Consider the following 15972-nt stretch of genomic DNA (forward strand, 5'->3'; position numbering starts at 1 on the left):
GATGCGGCACGACACGATCACCGGTTTCCTGGACTCGCTTGCCGCCCGGATCCCGGCTCCGGGCGGCGGCGCGACCGCCGCGCTGCACCTCGGCCAGGCCGCCGCCCTGGTGGCGATGGTCGCCCGGTACACCACCGGCAAGCGGTACGCCGACCACGGTCTTCTCGTCGAGCGGGTCTGCGCCGCCGCGGACGCCCACCGGGAGAAGGCCCTGCAATTCGCCGAGGACGACATGGCGGCGTTCACCGCCGTCATCGACGCCTACCGGTTACCTCAGGGCACGGACGACGAATCCGCCGCGCGCACCGCGGTGATCGCGTCGGCCCTCGCCGGCGCCGCCGCGGTCCCCGCCGAGGTGGTGGCCGCGGCGGGCGAGGTGGTGGCCCTCGCCGAAACCCTGCTGCCGGTGGCGAATCGCACCGTCGTCAGCGACATCGCGGCCGCCGCGGAGGCCGCACGGGCGGCGGCGACCACGGCGCGCGTCAACGTCGAGGTGAACCTGCCCGGCATCACCGACCCGAGAACCCGACACACCCTCACCGAGTGCGTGGCCGGAGTCGACACCATCCTCGACCGCGCCGACGCCGTCACGACACGAGTACGAAAGCAGCTGAGTTCATGACCCGAAGCCTCGGCGGCGCCGAACTCGCCGCCTCCATCCGCAACGATGCCTCCGTCGCGGCCGATGCCCTGTCCGAGATCGGAATCCGGCCCACCCTGGCGGTGGTGCTCGCCACCGACGACGAGTCGACCGCCTGGTACGTCCGATCCATCGCGTCGGCCGCGAAGCGCACCGGAATTCTGTGCGACATCGTCGATCTCGGACCGTCGGCGACCACCGAGCAGATCCACACGACGCTCGTCGAACTCGGCCACGACCCCGACGTCCACGGAATCATCCTGCAGACGCCCCTGCCGGAGGGAACCGACCTCGATGCGCTCCGCGAGGCGATCAATCCCGCCAAGGACATCGACGGCGCGAACCCGGTCAGCCTCGGACGCCTCGTCGCCCGCCTCCCGGCGTTCGCGCCCGCCACCGCGCAAGCGGTGATCGCACTCCTCGATCACCACGGAATCGACCTGCACGGCAAGACCGCCGCGGTCGTCGGGCGGTCGACGGTCGTGGGAAGTCCCGCCGCGCATCTGCTCGTGCAACGCAACGCGACGGTGACCGTGTGCCACCGGCACACCGCCGACCTTGTCGCCGCTACCCGCGACGCCGAGATTCTCGTCGTCGCGGTCGGGATCCCGGGACTGATCAGGGCCGAGCACGTGGCGGAGGGTGCCGTCGTGATCGACGTCGGGACCACGGCCACCGACGACGGGCAACTGCTCGGTGACGTCGACTTCGCCGCCGTCGACGGACGCGCCGGTGCGCTGACCCCGGTTCCCGGAGGGGTGGGACCGGTGACCACCGCACTGTTGCTCAATCACACCGTCGACGCTGCCGCCACCCAGTACGCCCAGACCCGATCGGACGCTCTGCTGACCGGGTCCCGAAGCGGCGGCTGACTGCCCCGCCTCCCCTTGACCCGCTCGTCCAGCCTGAAATAACATTGGCCATTCTGATATATCAGTTCGCTCGGACTGACACCTCAATTGGCGACACCACAACCAGTCCGGCATCGAGGAGACCCACATGACCCAGACCTTCACTCTGACGCTCAGCTGCGCTCAGCGTCCCGGGATCGTTCACGCAGTCAGCTCCTTTCTCTTCGAGCAGAACTGCGATATCGCCGAGCATCAGCAGTTCGACGACACCCTGAGCGACGCCTTCTTCCTCCGCACGTCGTTCGTGTCGGCAGAAGACGTCGACATCGAGCGCCTCACCGAGGAATTCCGGAGCGTCGCCGAGAAATTCGGCATGACGTTCACCTTCAACGGCACCGACCTGCCCCGCGTGATCGTGATGGTCTCCAAGATGGGGCACTGCCTCAACGACCTCATCTTCCGGTGGCGGGCCGGCAACCTCGGCGCCGAACTCGTCGCCGTCGTCTCCAACCACGAGACGCTCCGGCCGATGGCCGAGGCCGCCGGACTGCCGTTCGTCCACGTCCCGGTCACCCCGGCCACCAAACCGGAGGCAGAGGCCCGACTGCTCGAGTTGGTCGAGGAGTTCGACGCCGATCTCGTGGTCCTCGCCCGCTACATGCAGGTGCTGTCCGACGACGCGTGCCGGGCACTGCGCGGCCGGGCCATCAACATCCACCACTCGTTCCTGCCCGGCTTCAAGGGCGCCAAGCCCTATCACCAGGCGTTCGACCGCGGCGTCAAGCAGGTCGGTGCCACCGCCCACTACGTGACCCCCGACCTCGACGAAGGCCCCATCATCGAGCAGGAGGTCATCCGCATCGACCACACCTTCGACCCGGCACGACTCGCCACGGTCGGGCAGGACGCCGAAGCCCTCGCACTCTCCCGCGCCGTGCGCTGGCACTGCGAGAACCGCGTCCTGCTCCACGGCCACCGGACGGTGGTCTTCAGCTGAGGCGGCTCCGCCGCCCGTGAGTGGTTAACGAGTCCAGAGACTCGTTAATCACTCACGGGCGCGGAGCGCCTACAGCAGGTCGCGGATGGCCTTCTCGAAGCCGGCGACGTGAGCGAGGGTGAGCGCCGCGGCGGTGTCCTCGTCGCCGTCGACGATGGCCCGGAGCAGGTCCGCGTGCTCGCGGACGTGGCTCGCGACGTCGGGCAGGCGGTCGAGGAACAGACACCAGATGCGGGTGGCGTGGGCGTCGAGGCTGACGAGGATGTCTTCGAGGTGCGGATTCCCCGACGCCCGGTAGATCTCGCGGTGGACGCGCACGTCCTTGCGGAGGACGTCACGCGGGTCCTCGTTGTCGCTGATCTCGGCGATCTCGTCGGCGAGTGCCGACAGGCGCGATCGCGCGTCCTGCGATGCCGTCCGCGCCGCACGTGCGGCCGCGGTGGGTTCGAGTTGCTTGCGGATCTCAGAAATGTCGGCGAGGTCGGTCATGTCGACGGCGGTCGCGAACGTTCCCCGTCGCGGGTAGGCGACGACGAGACGCTCCCGTTCGAGGCGCTTGAGAGCCTCACGCACCGGGGTGCGGCCGAATCCGAGTTCTTCGGCGAGGCGGTCGTCGTTGATCGGCTCGCCGGGCCGGATGTCCAGCATGACCAGGCGTTCGCGCACGATCTCGTACGCGCGGTCGGCGTTGGTGCCGCCGTTCGATGCCGTGTCCGCGATCGATGAATGCGCCAGGCTCATGTTCCGTCTCCCTGATATTCCGGAGCTATTGACCTTTGTCCGGTCCTGACCTTACTCTACTTTCCAGTTGATATATCAGTTCGAAGTCAACTGACCTTCCAGAAAGGCGAACCATGACCGTGGACACCGCAGGCCGCACCGAAGCGGCAGCAGCGAACCCGACGCTGACCCATTCGCTCGCCGACCTCGACCCCGCCGTGCACCAGGCGATCGCGGCCGAGCTCCAGCGCCAGCAGGGCACCCTGGAGATGATCGCCAGCGAGAACTTCGCCCCGCTCGCGGTGATGCAGGCGCAGGGGTCGGTACTGACGAACAAGTACGCCGAGGGCTACCCCGGACGTCGCTACTACGGTGGCTGCGAGCACGTCGACGTGATCGAGCAGCTCGCGATCGATCGCCTCACGTCGTTGTTCGGTGCGAAGTTCGCCAACGTGCAGCCTCATTCGGGCGCGCAGGCCAACGCGGCCGCGATGTCGGCGCTCCTGAAGCCCGGCGACGGCATCCTCGGCCTCGACCTCGCGCACGGCGGCCACCTCACGCACGGCATGAAGCTCAACTTCTCCGGCAAGCTCTACGACGTCGCCGCCTACCACGTCCGCGAGGACGATCACCTGGTCGACATGGACGAGGTCGAGCGTCTCGCCCGCGAGCACCGCCCCAAGCTGATCCTGGCCGGCTGGTCCGCGTACACCCGCCAGCTCGACTTCGCCCGATTCCGCGCGATCGCCGACGAGGTCGGCGCCTACCTCATGGTCGACATGGCGCACTTTGCCGGTCTCGTCGCCGCCGGACTGCACCCGTCCCCCGTCCCGCACGCCCACGTGGTCACTTCGACGACGCACAAGACCCTGGGCGGCCCCCGCGGCGGTGTCATCCTCACCAACGACGAGGCGCTGGCCAAGAAGTTCAACTCCTCGGTGTTCCCCGGACAGCAGGGTGGCCCGCTCGAGCACGTGATCGCCGGCAAGGCCGTCTCCTTCAAGCTCGCCGCCGAGCCCGAGTTCCGCGAGCGTCAGGAACGCACCCTCGCCGGTGCGAAGATCCTCGCCGACCGCCTCCTGCAGGACGACTCCCGGCAGGCCGGCATCAACGTCGTCTCCGGCGGCACCGACGTCCACCTGGTGCTGGTGGACCTGCGCGAGTCCGAACTCGACGGCAAGCAGGCCGAGGACCGGCTGCACCGGGTGGGAATCACCGTGAACCGCAACGCCGTTCCGTTCGACCCGCGGCCGCCGATGGTCAGCTCCGGCGTGCGGATCGGCACCCCCGCCCTCGCGACCCGCGGTTTCGACCTGGACGCGTTCACCGAGGTCGCCGACATCATCAGCTACGCGCTGCGGCCGGCCACCGACGAGGCCGGACTCGACGAACTCCGCGCCCGCGTCGACGCCCTCGCCCTGCGCTTCCCGCTCTACCCCGACCTCACGGAGGCGAACTGATGAGTGCCACCCAGCCACCCGGCGCCCACCTGCCCGACCACCCCGACTTCCTGTGGCGTAACCCGGAACCGAAGAAGTCGTACGACGTCGTCATCGTGGGCGGCGGCGGGCACGGCCTGGCCACCGCCCACTACCTGGCGAAGAACCACGGCATCACCAACGTCGCGGTCCTGGAAAAGGGTTGGCTCGCGGGCGGGAACATGGCCCGGAACACCACCCTGATCCGGTCGAACTACCTGTGGGACGAGAGCGCGAAGATCTACGAGCACGCCCTGAAGTTGTGGGAGGGTCTCGAGGAGGATCTGGACTACCCGATCCTGTTCAGCCAGCGCGGCGTCCTCAACCTCGCGCACAGCCTGCAGGACGTCCGCGACAGTGTTCGCCGCGTGGAGGCCAACAAACTCAACGGCATCGACGCCGAGTGGGTCGGGCCCGACGAGGTGAAGAAGCTGTGCCCGCTGGTGAACATTTCGAGCGACATCCGCTACCCCGTGATGGGCGCGACCTATCAGCCGCGCGCCGGCATCGCCAAGCACGACTACGTGGCCTGGGGATTCGCCCGCCGCGCCGACGAGGCCGGCATCGACATCATCCAGAACTGTGAGGTCACCGGGTTCGTCACCGACGGCAACAAGGTCACCGGGGTGCGCACCACCCGCGGCGACATCGCGACCGGCCAGGTCGCCCTGTGCGCGGCCGGACACACCTCGACGCTCACCGACATGCTCGGCATCCGCACCCCCGTGCAGTCCCATCCCCTGCAGGCGCTGGTCTCCGAACTGCTCGAGCCCGTGCACCCGACCATCGTGATGTCCAATGCGATCCACGTGTACGTCTCGCAGGCGCACAAGGGTGAACTGGTGATGGGCGCCGGTGTCGACTCCTACAACGGGTACGGCCAGCGCGGTGCGTTCCACATCATCGAACGGCAGATGGCGGCCGCGGTCGAGTTGTTCCCCGTCTTCGCCCGCGCACACCTGCTGCGCACCTGGGGCGGCATCGTCGACGTGTGCCCCGACGCCTCGCCGATCGTGGGCCGCACGCCCTACGACAACGTGTATCTCAACTGCGGTTGGGGCACCGGAGGATTCAAGGCCACTCCGGGTCTCGGCTGGTGCCTGGCGGACACGATCGCCAACGACGAACCCCACGAGTTCATCGCGCCGTTCAGCCTCGACCGGTTCGTCACCGGAGCCCTCGTCGACGAGCACGGCGCAGCGGCCGTCGCGCACTGATCCCCCGTCGCGCACTGAAATCCAGGAGCCCCAATGCAACTCATCGAATGCCCGTGGTGCGGGTCCCGTGAGGAAACCGAGTTCCACTACGGCGGCGAAGCCCACGTCGTCTACCCGGAAGACCCCGCGTCGCTGAACGACGAGGAATGGGCGCACTTCGTGTTCTTCCGCGCGAACCCGAAGGGTCTCTTCGCGGAACGGTGGAACCACAGCGCCGGATGCCGGCGCTGGTTCAACGCCGTACGCGACACCGCCACCTACCGATTCCACAGCGTCTACCGCTTGGACGAGCAGAAGCCGACGATATCGTGAACGCACCCTTCCGCACCCGCCAGGGCGGTCGCATCGACCGCGACACCTCCTACACCTTCACCTTCCAGGGCCGGGAACTGACCGGCCACGCCGGCGACACCCTCGGCTCGGCGTTGCTGGCCAACGGCGTCCACCAGATCACCACCAGCATCAAACTGGGCCGGCCCCGCGGCATCACTGCGGCGTGGGCGGAGGACACGGGTGGCCTCGTGCAGATCGAGGAGCCGTTCCCCGAGCCGATGCTGCTCGCCACCACCATCGAACTGTTCGACGGTCTCGTCGCCCGCGGCATCCCCGGTCAGGGACGTCTTGCCACGATCGCCGATTCGGCGAAGTACGACGCCACGCACGTCCACACCGACCTGCTCGTCGCCGGCGCCGGCCCGGCGGGTCTCGCCGCGGCTCTCACCGCCGCCCGGGCGGGCGCGCGGGTGGTGATCGTCGACGAGCAGAACGAAGCCGGCGGAGACCTGCTCGGGTCCACCGACCTCATCGACGGCGCCCCTGCCCTCGACTGGGTGGCCGCCGCGGTCGCCGAGCTCGCCACCTTCCCGGATGTGCTGCACCTGCAGCGCACCACGGCGTTCGGCAACTACGACGACGGTTTCGTCCTCGCACTCGAGCGTCGCACCGACCACCTCGGCGTCGAGGCACCGGCGGCGCTGAGCCGCCAACGTGTGTGGCGGATCCGGGCCCGGCACATCCTCGTCGCTGCCGGGGCGCACGAGCGTCCCGTCGTCTTCACCGACAACGACCGCCCCGGCATCATGCTCGCGCACGGCGCCCGCACCTTCCTGCACCGCTACGGTGTCAAGGTCGGCGAGCAGGCCGTCGTGTTCACCACCAACGACAGCGCGTACGAGTCGGCGATCGACCTGCACGACGCCGGTGTCCGCATCAACGCGATCGTCGAGGCCCGCGATCAGGCACCCGCCCGCTGGCAGGCCGAATGCGACAAGCGGGGCATCGCCGTCCGCACCGGGTCCGTGGTGTCGGGTACTCGCGGCAACGGCCGGATCAGCCACGCCGTCGTCTCCCAGCGCGAAAACACCGGCACCGCACTTCCCCTCGCCTGCGACGTCCTGCTGGTCAGCGGCGGCTGGAACCCGGCCGTGCACCTGTTCAGCCAGGCCCGCGGCAAACTCCGCTACGACGAGAACCTCGGCGCGTTCGTCCCCGGCGAGACCCTCGACGGCGTCTCCGTCGCCGGTTCCGCCAACGGAATCTTCGACTTGGACGGGTGTCTGCGCGACGGGCAGAAGGCCGGGCAGGCGATCATGAGAGAGCTGGGCTACGCCGTCCCCGACCGCACGATCGACGTGACGACCGCAGCCGACTCCGCATCGTCCGCACCGCTGGTGCTGTGGCGGGTGCCGGACGTCGCCGGCGAGGACAGCCAGTTCGTCGACGTGCAGCGTGACGCGACGGTCGCCGACCTCTCCCGCGCGGTGGGCGCCGGCATGACGTCGATGGAGCACATCAAGCGCTACACGACCATCGGCACCGCACACGACCAGGGCAAGACGTCCGGCGTCATCTCGTCCGGTATCACCGCCGAACTGCTGGGCAGGCCGATCGAGACGCTGGGCACCACCACGTTCCGTCCGCCGTACACGCCGGTCGCGTTCGCGGCCCTCGCCGGCCGCAGTCGCGGCGCCCTCTTCGACCCCGAACGGGTGACGGCACTACACGATTGGCACGTCGGCCGCGGCGCGGTGTTCGAGGACGTCGGCCAGTGGAAGCGTCCCCGCTACTACCCGCTCCCCGGGGAAGACATGGACGCGGCGGTGCTGCGCGAGTGCGCCGCGGTGCGCCGCAGCATCGGCATCCTCGACGGCTCCACCCTCGGGAAGATCGACGTCCAGGGTCCCGACGCCGGGGTGCTGCTCGACATGATCTACACGAACATGATGAGCACCCTCAAGGTCGGCATGGTCCGCTACGGCGTCATGTGCGGCGTCGACGGCATGGTCATCGACGACGGCACCGTGATGCGCCTGGCCGACGACCGGTTCCAGGTCTTCACCACCACCGGTGGCGCCGCGAAGATCCTCGACTGGATGGAGGAATGGCTCCAGACCGAATGGCCGCACCTGAGGGTGCGCCTCACCTCGGTCACCGAACAGTGGGCCACGTTCCCCGTCGTCGGACCGCGCTCGCGCGACGTGATCGGGGAGGTCTTCCCCGACCTCGACGTCAGCAACGACGCCTTCCCGTTCATGGCCTGGCGCGACACGTCCCTCGGCGGCGTGCATGTGCGGGTCGCGCGGATCAGCTTCTCCGGCGAACTCGCCTTCGAGGTCAACGTCAACGGCTGGCATGCGCCCGCCGTGTGGGCCCGCCTCATCGCGGCCGGTGAGAAGTTCGACATCACCCCGTACGGCACCGAGACGATGCACGTGCTCCGCGCGGAGAAGGGCTACCCGATCATCGGTCAGGACACCGACGGCACGGTCACCCCGCAGGACCTCGGGATGAGCTGGGCGGTGTCGAAGAAGAAGCCCGACTTCATCGGGAAGCGCTCCTTCTCCCGTGAGGAGAACCAGAACCCGCTGCGCAAGCAGTTCGTCGGGCTGCTGCCCCTCGACAAGCAGACCGTGCTGCCCGAGGGCGCGCAGATCATCGAAGAGATCTCCGACGGCGTCCTGCCGCCCCCTCCGGTGCCGATGCTCGGCCACGTCACGTCGAGCTACCTCAGCGCCGAACTCGGCCGGCCGTTCGGTCTCGCCCTCGTCAAGGGTGGCCGGGCCCGAGTCGGTGACACCCTGCACGTCCCGGTGGACGGCCAGCTGGTGGCTGTGGAGGTCACCGGTTCCGTTCTCGTCGATCCCGAAGGAGCACGCCGCGATGGCTGACACCCTCGTTCCCCTCAGCCCCCTGCACGGCTGGGACCAGAAGTTCTCGGCGCTGCCCGGTTCGGTGAGCCTCGCCGAGGAACCGTTCGTCGCGACGGTCGATCTGTGGGTCGACCCGAGCGGCCCCGGCGGCGCGGCGGCGGCCGCCATGCTCGGCGTCGACCTGCCCACGACACCGTCGACACGCGTCGGGCGCGGCGAGATCACCGTCGTCTGGCTCGGCCCGGAGGAATGGCTGGTCACCACCCGATCCCAGTCTCCCGAGGAGCTCGAGGACGCGCTGCGCACCGCGGTGACCCCGCACGGCGGCGCCGCGATCGACGTCTCCGCGCAGCGCACGGCGATCCGGCTCACCGGAGTGCACGCCCGCGACGTTCTCGCCAAGGGCTGCTCGATCGACTTGCACCCCAGGGTCTTCGGGCCGGGTTCGGCCGTGCAGACGATGCTCGGTCTCGCCGGCGTCGTGCTGATCGCGCTCGACGACACCGGCACCGACTACCGCATCCTGGTGCGGGCCTCGTTCGCCCGGTATCTCGCGGAGTGGCTGATCGACGCCGCCGAGGAGTTCGGCGTCGAACCCGTGTAAACGCGACAGTCCTCGGTCCGGTGGGCGACATGGCGCCGTCCACCGGACCGATCCCATTCTGGAAGGAGTGCCCGGATGGCCCCGCCCCCTGTTCTCATCGCGTCCCGCCCCGACCGCCTGCTCACCGCGCTCGCCCACGATGTCCCCGTGGTCTGCGGCATCGTCAACGTGACACCCGATTCGTTCTCCGACGGCGGCCGGTACCTCGACACGTCCGCGGCGGTCGAGCACGGACTGTCGCTCGTCGCGGAGGGCGCCGGACTTCTCGACGTCGGCGGTGAATCGACGCGGCCGGGGTCGCGGCCACCGTCGGTCAGCGACGAGATCGACCGCGTGGTCCCCGTCATCGACGCACTCGCTCGCCGGACCGCTGTCCCCATCTCCGTCGACACGTCCCGCCCGGAGGTGATGCGGGAAGCGGTCGCCGCCGGCGCGACCCTGATCAACGACGTCCGCGCACTCCGTGTCCGGGGTGCCCTGCGCGCCGCCGCGGAACTGCAGGTCCCGGTGTGTCTGATGCACATGCAGGGCGACCCCGAGTCGATGCAGAAAGCCCCCACCTACACCGACGTGGTCGGCGAGGTCCGGCGATTCCTCGTCGCCCGCATCACGGCGTGTCTCGAAGCGGGCATACCGAGCTCGCACATCCTCGTCGACCCGGGATTCGGATTCGGCAAGTCCCTCACGCACAATCTCGAGTTGCTCTCGGAGCTGCACCAGATCGCCGACCTCGATCTGCCGGTCATGGCAGGGCTGTCGCGCAAGGGCATGGTGGGCGCGATCACCGGACGCGACGTCGACCAGCGGCTCGCCGGGTCGGTCGCCGCCGCCCTCGTCGCGGCGCAGAACGGAGCGGCCGTGCTCCGCGTGCACGACGTCGCCGCGACCGTGGACGCGGTGTCCGTTCTCCGCGCGCTCGTATATCGTGGTCCCGCCCACTCCACTCCCGTGCCGAATCGAGCCTCCGCCCTGTGAACACCCCCGTGTCCGCCGCAGCCGGGCTCGCGACGATCGATGCCGGCGGGGTTCAGCTGGCTGATGCCCAGCTGATGGAGACGATGTATCACGATCCGCGGACCGGCCTGCGGCACGTGGAGCGTCACCTGCGACGTCTGGCCCGCTCCGCGGCCGTGCTCGGGTACGCGCTCCGGGAATCGGACGTCCGGAGCCGGCTCGCTCAGCGGCTGTCGGGCGTCGGAGCGGCCCGGGTCCGCGTGCGCTTGCACCGCGACGGTGGTGTGGACGTCGACGTCTTCGGGCCGCCGGTCGCGCCCGCCTCGGTGTCTCTCGTGCTCGACGACGAACCCGTCGACTCCCGGGACGTCCTCCTCGGTCACAAGACGACGTTGCGCGAGCGGTACGACCGCAGGCGCCGCCGCAATCCCGGGGCCGACGACGTGGTGCTGGTCAACGAACTCGGGCACGTCACCGAGACCACGATCGCGAACCTCGCGGCCCGGATCGACGGCGTCTGGTGGACGCCGCCGTTGTCGTCGGGGTGCCTGCCGGGTGTCGAGCGGTCCTGGCAGCTCGACCGCGGGTCGATGCGCGAGCGCATTCTCACCCCGGCCGACGTCCTGGCCGCCGAAGCACTCGCCGTGACGAGTTCGCTCAAGGGCGTGCTGCCCGCGACCCTCCGGCCGTAGCCGCTTCGTTTCCGGACCTTCTCCAGATCCCTCTTGACCCACCTCGATACCTGACCTACCGTTATCACACAGACTGATATATCAATATCCGATCTGTTGGATCCCACGCGAGGTCCGCGACCACAACGCCCGACTGTCAAAGGAAAAGGCATGAGAGCTCGAAAGATTCCCTCGGATCGACGGTTCACGGCAATGCACAGCTGGCTGGCCCTCGCACCGGGACAGAACTTCTCCGACTTTCCGCTCCGGGCCGGCGTCACGGACACGACCCTCGACGACGTCGAGGTGGTCGGGCTGGAACTTCCGGCGGTGCGCAGCACCATCGAGGCCGGCGCCCCCTGCGCCCTGGTGTGGTCGTCGGACCGCACTCCGATCACGATGTACGCACCGATCAGCGGACTCGTCACCCTCACGAACGCCGACGCCCTCGCGAATCCGCAACTCGTCGCCGACGACCCGTTCCACCGGGGCTGGCTGTTCGCGGTCCTCCCCCTCCCGACGTCGTCCGCCTACGGACTCCTCACTCCCGCGCAATACGCCAACGAACTCAGCGAGGCGGTGTAACCGATGACCATCAGTGTGTTCGACCTGTTCTCCGTCGGTGTCGGTCCCTCGAGTTCCCACACCGTCGGGCCGATGCGCGCTGCCGCGAGGTTCGTCGCCGATCTCCGCGCGCTCGACGCGCTCGCCGACGTGGCCGATGTCCGCGTCGACCTGTACGGCTCCCTCGCGGCCACTGGAGCGGGCCACGGCACGATGTCGGCGGTGCTGCTCGGACTCGAAGGGTATTTCCCGGAGAAGATCGAGACCGCCGAGATGGAACGGCGGCTCGAGGAGATGCGGACCACCCGCCGCGTCACGATCGGCGGATCGCATGGCGTCGCGCTGGCCGAGGACGAGATCGTCCTCCATCCGCTGACCATCCTGCCGTTGCATCCGAACGGAATGACGATCACCGCCTTCGCCGCCGGGAGCGTCGAGATCCACAGCGAGACCTACTTTTCCGTCGGCGGCGGCTTCGTCGTCACCGAAGCGGAGAGCGCGGAGCCGCCGGCGGGCAGCAGCGGCGGCCTGTCGTTCGGGTCAGCGAAGGAACTCCTGGATCTCGCGGCCCGCCACGGCTACACCATCAGCGAGGTGATGCTCGAGTTCGAACGCGAACAGCGTCCGACCGCGGAGATCCACGAACGACTCCTCCACATTCGCGACGTCATGGTGGAATGCGAGAAGCGTGGGATATCCCGCGACGGGATCCTTCCCGGCGCTCTGCGCGTGCGGCGCCGCGCGCGGGACTGGTACCTGCGGCTGGATCAGGAAGACCCGCAACGAGATCCCGCCTTCGCCGAGGACTGGGTCAACCTCGTCGCGCTCGCCGTCAACGAGGAGAACGCGTCCGGCGGCCGGATCGTCACCGCGCCGACCAACGGCGCAGCGGGCATCATTCCCGCGGTGCTGCACTACGCCGTCCACTACACGCCGGCGGGGAGGGCGGATCCCGACGACACCGCGATCCGCTTCCTCCTGGCCGCCGGAGCGGTGGGGTCGCTGTACAAGGAGCGCGCATCGATCTCCGGCGCCGAGGTCGGTTGCCAGGGCGAGGTGGGGTCCGCGGCGTCCATGGCCGCTGCCGGGCTCGCCGAGATCCTCGGCGGCACCATCGAACAGGTGGAGAACGCCGCGGAGATCGCGATGGAGCACAGCCTCGGTCTCACCTGCGACCCCATCGAGGGTCTGGTGCAGATCCCCTGCATCGAACGCAATGCGATCTCGGCGGGCAAGGCCATCAACGCCGCTCGCATGGCTTTGCGCGGCGACGGCACCCATCGGGTCAGCCTCGATCAGGTGATCGAGACGATGCGCTCGACGGGTGCGGACATGCTGTCGAAGTACAAGGAAACGTCGACCGGCGGTCTGGCCGTCAACGTTCCGGTCAACTATGTCGAGTGCTGACGTGATCACCGACGAACTTCGGCTTCTGCCCGCCCGCGCCGCGCAGTTCATTCGGCGGCACCGCGACCTCGGAGACTCCGCACCCGAGACGGGCTTCTCCGTTCTCGAGGTCCTCGTGCACTGCGCGCCGGTCCGCGGTGACGCGTTCGTTGCGTTCCAGTTGCTGAGCCGGCGCGACCTGCCGGCGTCCGACATCCTGCAGCAGGACGTCCTGGACGACGCGCTCGCCGGGCTCGATTCGTTCGCGGTGACCGAACACGAATGTGAGGAGACGTTCGGCCCCAACTGGCCGCAGGTGATGATGCACGCCGTCGACGCGGCAACAGTCCTGCACGAGCGCTTCGGAGAACTGCGGCAGCCGAGCGACGCCGTCGACAGTCGCCCGAGGCTCGCTGCCTGGATCTGCGCGCGATGCGGCCTGGGCGGCCGGACGGATCAAGTCCTGGTATCGCGCCCAGGACGCCGCCTGGGAACGGCGCCACATGGACGGGGTGACCCTGCGGGAGGACGAGCGGCTGTGCTCGGAACTCGCGACCGCGGTCCGTGATGCGGCTGCGGCGCTCGCGGTGGCGGATCTGGTCGGAACGGACGACTTCACCGGCTCGCACTTCGAGACGCTGCTCGAGCCGTGGCGCGTCTGCTCACAGGAGGGAGCTAGTTCGCGGCCGCGAGCACTGCATCGGTGAACGCCCGCGGCAGGCCCGGATGATCGTTCTCCCGCAGCGTCGTCGCCGTCCGCACATGCACCCCTTCTGCGCAGACGCACCCCTATTCGGGCCCCAGAAGGGGTGCGTCTGCCGAAGAGGGGTGCGTCTCAGATCCAGCGGGTCGCGCGACTCCCGCTGTCATTCGGATGATCGACATCGGAGCTGCCTGAGTCACAGGACCTTTCGGCCGCGGCTACCATCATCGGCAGACGGGATCCGAATCATGAAAGCGATGTCGCGAGGTGCATGTGCCGGTGATCCTGTCGAGGCCCGCCCCACCCCTGAACGAGGTAGAAGATGAAGGCTCGACGGTTCGTTCTCAGCGTCCTCGGTTGTGCCGCCATTTCGATGGCAGCCGCACCCTCCGCGCAGGCGGCGACGATCTTCGACTTCCTTCCCCCGGAGATCGCGTCCCTGATTCCGAGCGGTTCGGCGGATGCGGTGAACCCCCTCCTGCCGCCCGCCCCGGCCGCCCCGGCACCGGCACCGCAGGTGGCACCGGCGCCGCAGGCCGCTCCCGCACCGCAGGCGGCTCCCGCTCCGCCGGCACCCGCACCGAGCGCCGGGTACAAGAACTGCACCGAGGCCCGCAACGCCGGTGTGACGCCGATCTACCGAGGCCAGGACGGCTACGCGTCGCACCTCGACCGCGACAACGACGGCATCGCCTGCGAGTAACCCCGACCTACACCCGCAGCCGCACCCCTTCTCCGCAGATGCACCCCATTTCGCGCACTAGAAGGGGTGCGGCTACCGAGAAGGGGTGCGTATCTCACAACGCCAGCCCCGACAGGGCCGGTGTGGCGATTCCCCGTGCGGCACGGTGCGTTCGGCACTATGTTCGGCGATGACGGTGGAGGTTTCTACGCGAGGGGGCAGTCCGGCATGAGCAGGACACATTTCACGGCTCTGACACTGGGCACGGTGGCGCTGGCCGGGGGTGCCGCATTCGCCGCGGGCGCGGGCACCGCCACGGCGGACGCGCTCACCGAGATCAACGGCTGCAGAATCGTGGCGAATCCGACGCCCGAAGATCGTACGACGTGCCCCGGCGCTGATCTGAGTTTCGCGAATCTGGCCGGGGTGAACCTGAGCTTCGCCGACCTGTCGGGCGCGAACCTGAAGCGAGCGGATCTCACCGGCACCAACTTCGCTGCCGCGAATCTGTCGTACGCCGATCTGAGCGACGCGAACATCACCAACACGAACTTCACGGACTCGCAGCGCAACGCCGTGATCCTGTACAGCACGGACATCGACATCTTCGGCACGATCATCGGGGACATGAACATCACCACCGAGCCCGAATGGTCGACCGAGGCGCACGAACGGGCACTCGCCTCGGTCGTCCCGGTGACACCGCCGGTCCAGTCCCCGTAATCCATCCCTGATCCACCCCACCCGGGCTGCGCACTGCGCGGTCCGGGTTTTCGTATGCCTGCACCCCTTGACATTGGATACTGTCACTATCCATTATTAGATAGTACTGATATCCAATGTAGGGAGGCATCCGATGACGACGATCGAACCCGCCCGTTCGACGCACCATTACGACGGCGAACTGGTGGTCTTCCTGATCGGGATGACCATCAACCGGCCGTGGCGACCGGACCTGTGGCTCCCGGCATTTCTGGCGATGCCGAGGATGCTGCGCGAGCTGTCGGAGGACCCCGATTCGGGCCTGATGGGCTACCGCCTGACGTTCGAGGGGCGCGGCCCGACAGTGATTCAGTACTGGAACTCCGTCGACAAGCTGTACGCCTATGCCAGCGACAGCCAAGCGAAGCATCGCCCGGCCTGGGCCGCCTTCAACAAGCGGGCCCGCAAGGCTCCCGGCGCGGTCGGTGTCTGGCACGAGACCTATCCGGTAGACCACGCCGAGTCGATCTACGTCGGTACCCCGGCAATGGGCCTGGCACGTGCCACCGAACGCGTACCCGTCACACAGAAGTTCAGCCGCGCCCGAGACCGGCTGTCCCGCAGCAGTAACTCCCACGAACACTGATCGATTCA

At 68.6% G+C, this 15972-nt stretch carries 17 protein-coding genes; 16 read left to right on the forward strand and 1 reads right to left on the reverse strand.

Going from position 1 to position 15972, the window contains the following annotated elements; genetic code table 11:
- Position 1: 1 nt before the first annotated feature.
- The 3 genes from RJ1_RS15650 (at position 2) to purU (ending at position 2488) form a co-directional block, all read left to right on the forward strand.
- Entirely contained in the window at positions 2-622 is a 621-nt protein-coding gene (locus RJ1_RS15650) for a cyclodeaminase/cyclohydrolase family protein (protein WP_073361348.1), read from the forward strand.
- The gene (locus RJ1_RS15655) at positions 619-1512 is read left to right on the forward strand and encodes a bifunctional 5,10-methylenetetrahydrofolate dehydrogenase/5,10-methenyltetrahydrofolate cyclohydrolase (protein WP_073361288.1); all 894 of its coding nucleotides are present in this window, start codon (positions 619-621) and stop codon (positions 1510-1512) included. Before RJ1_RS15650 ends, RJ1_RS15655 begins: the two co-directional genes overlap by 4 nt.
- A gap of 127 nt (positions 1513-1639) precedes the next feature.
- Positions 1640-2488 (forward strand): formyltetrahydrofolate deformylase, encoded by an 849-nt coding sequence (gene purU / locus RJ1_RS15660; protein ID WP_073361290.1) that lies wholly within the window; start codon positions 1640-1642, stop codon positions 2486-2488.
- Between the two features lie 69 nt (positions 2489-2557).
- Here purU and RJ1_RS15665 read toward each other — a convergent pair whose 3' ends face one another.
- On the reverse strand, positions 2558-3229 hold the full coding sequence (locus RJ1_RS15665) for a GntR family transcriptional regulator (protein ID WP_073361292.1): 672 nt from the start codon (positions 3227-3229) through the stop codon (positions 2558-2560).
- Positions 3230-3342: 113 nt separating this feature from the next.
- Here RJ1_RS15665 and glyA point away from each other — a divergent pair, with 113 nt between their 5' ends.
- The 13 genes from glyA (at position 3343) to RJ1_RS15730 (ending at position 15964) form a co-directional block, all read left to right on the forward strand.
- Positions 3343-4668, forward strand: coding sequence for a serine hydroxymethyltransferase (gene glyA / locus RJ1_RS15670; RefSeq protein WP_073361294.1), 1326 nt, complete (start codon positions 3343-3345; stop codon positions 4666-4668).
- Entirely contained in the window at positions 4668-5903 is a 1236-nt protein-coding gene (locus tag RJ1_RS15675) for a sarcosine oxidase subunit beta family protein (RefSeq protein ID WP_073361296.1), read from the forward strand. Before glyA ends, RJ1_RS15675 begins: the two co-directional genes overlap by 1 nt.
- A 33-nt stretch (positions 5904-5936) precedes the next feature.
- Positions 5937-6215 (forward strand): sarcosine oxidase subunit delta, encoded by a 279-nt coding sequence (locus RJ1_RS15680; RefSeq protein ID WP_073361298.1) that lies wholly within the window; start codon positions 5937-5939, stop codon positions 6213-6215.
- Entirely contained in the window at positions 6212-9070 is a 2859-nt protein-coding gene (locus RJ1_RS15685) for a 2Fe-2S iron-sulfur cluster-binding protein (RefSeq protein ID WP_073361300.1), read from the forward strand. Before RJ1_RS15680 ends, RJ1_RS15685 begins: the two co-directional genes overlap by 4 nt.
- Positions 9063-9656: a sarcosine oxidase subunit gamma gene (locus RJ1_RS15690; protein WP_073361302.1), complete on the forward strand. Its 594-nt coding sequence runs from the start codon at positions 9063-9065 to the stop codon at positions 9654-9656. Before RJ1_RS15685 ends, RJ1_RS15690 begins: the two co-directional genes overlap by 8 nt.
- A gap of 75 nt (positions 9657-9731) precedes the next feature.
- On the forward strand, positions 9732-10631 hold the full coding sequence (folP, locus tag RJ1_RS15695; protein WP_073361304.1) for a dihydropteroate synthase: 900 nt from the start codon (positions 9732-9734) through the stop codon (positions 10629-10631).
- Positions 10628-11302: an aminotransferase class IV gene (locus RJ1_RS15700; protein ID WP_073361306.1), complete on the forward strand. Its 675-nt coding sequence runs from the start codon at positions 10628-10630 to the stop codon at positions 11300-11302. The genes folP and RJ1_RS15700 overlap by 4 nt, the downstream gene beginning before the upstream one ends.
- A gap of 150 nt (positions 11303-11452) precedes the next feature.
- Positions 11453-11866, forward strand: coding sequence for a glycine cleavage system protein H (locus RJ1_RS15705; protein WP_073361308.1), 414 nt, complete (start codon positions 11453-11455; stop codon positions 11864-11866).
- Positions 11867-11869: 3 nt separating this feature from the next.
- Positions 11870-13252 carry an L-serine ammonia-lyase gene (locus RJ1_RS15710; protein ID WP_073361310.1) on the forward strand — a complete coding sequence of 461 codons (1383 nt, stop codon included), beginning with the start codon at positions 11870-11872 and terminating at the stop codon, positions 13250-13252.
- 1 nt (position 13253) lies between these two features.
- Complete coding sequence (locus tag RJ1_RS15715) at positions 13254-13799, forward strand: hypothetical protein (RefSeq protein WP_240319757.1); 546 nt, start codon at positions 13254-13256, stop codon at positions 13797-13799.
- A 457-nt stretch (positions 13800-14256) separates the two neighbouring features.
- Positions 14257-14637, forward strand: coding sequence for an excalibur calcium-binding domain-containing protein (locus tag RJ1_RS15720; protein ID WP_073361312.1), 381 nt, complete (start codon positions 14257-14259; stop codon positions 14635-14637).
- A gap of 207 nt (positions 14638-14844) precedes the next feature.
- Positions 14845-15339, forward strand: coding sequence for a pentapeptide repeat-containing protein (locus tag RJ1_RS15725; RefSeq protein WP_073361350.1), 495 nt, complete (start codon positions 14845-14847; stop codon positions 15337-15339).
- A 133-nt stretch (positions 15340-15472) separates the two neighbouring features.
- Positions 15473-15964, forward strand: a complete 492-nt coding sequence (locus RJ1_RS15730) for a DUF4188 domain-containing protein (protein ID WP_073361314.1) — start codon at positions 15473-15475, stop codon at positions 15962-15964.
- Positions 15965-15972: the final 8 nt, after the last annotated feature.

This window comes from Rhodococcus jostii NBRC 16295 (assembly GCF_001894825.1).
GTDB classification, from domain to species: Bacteria; Actinomycetota; Actinomycetes; order Mycobacteriales; family Mycobacteriaceae; genus Rhodococcus_F; species Rhodococcus_F jostii.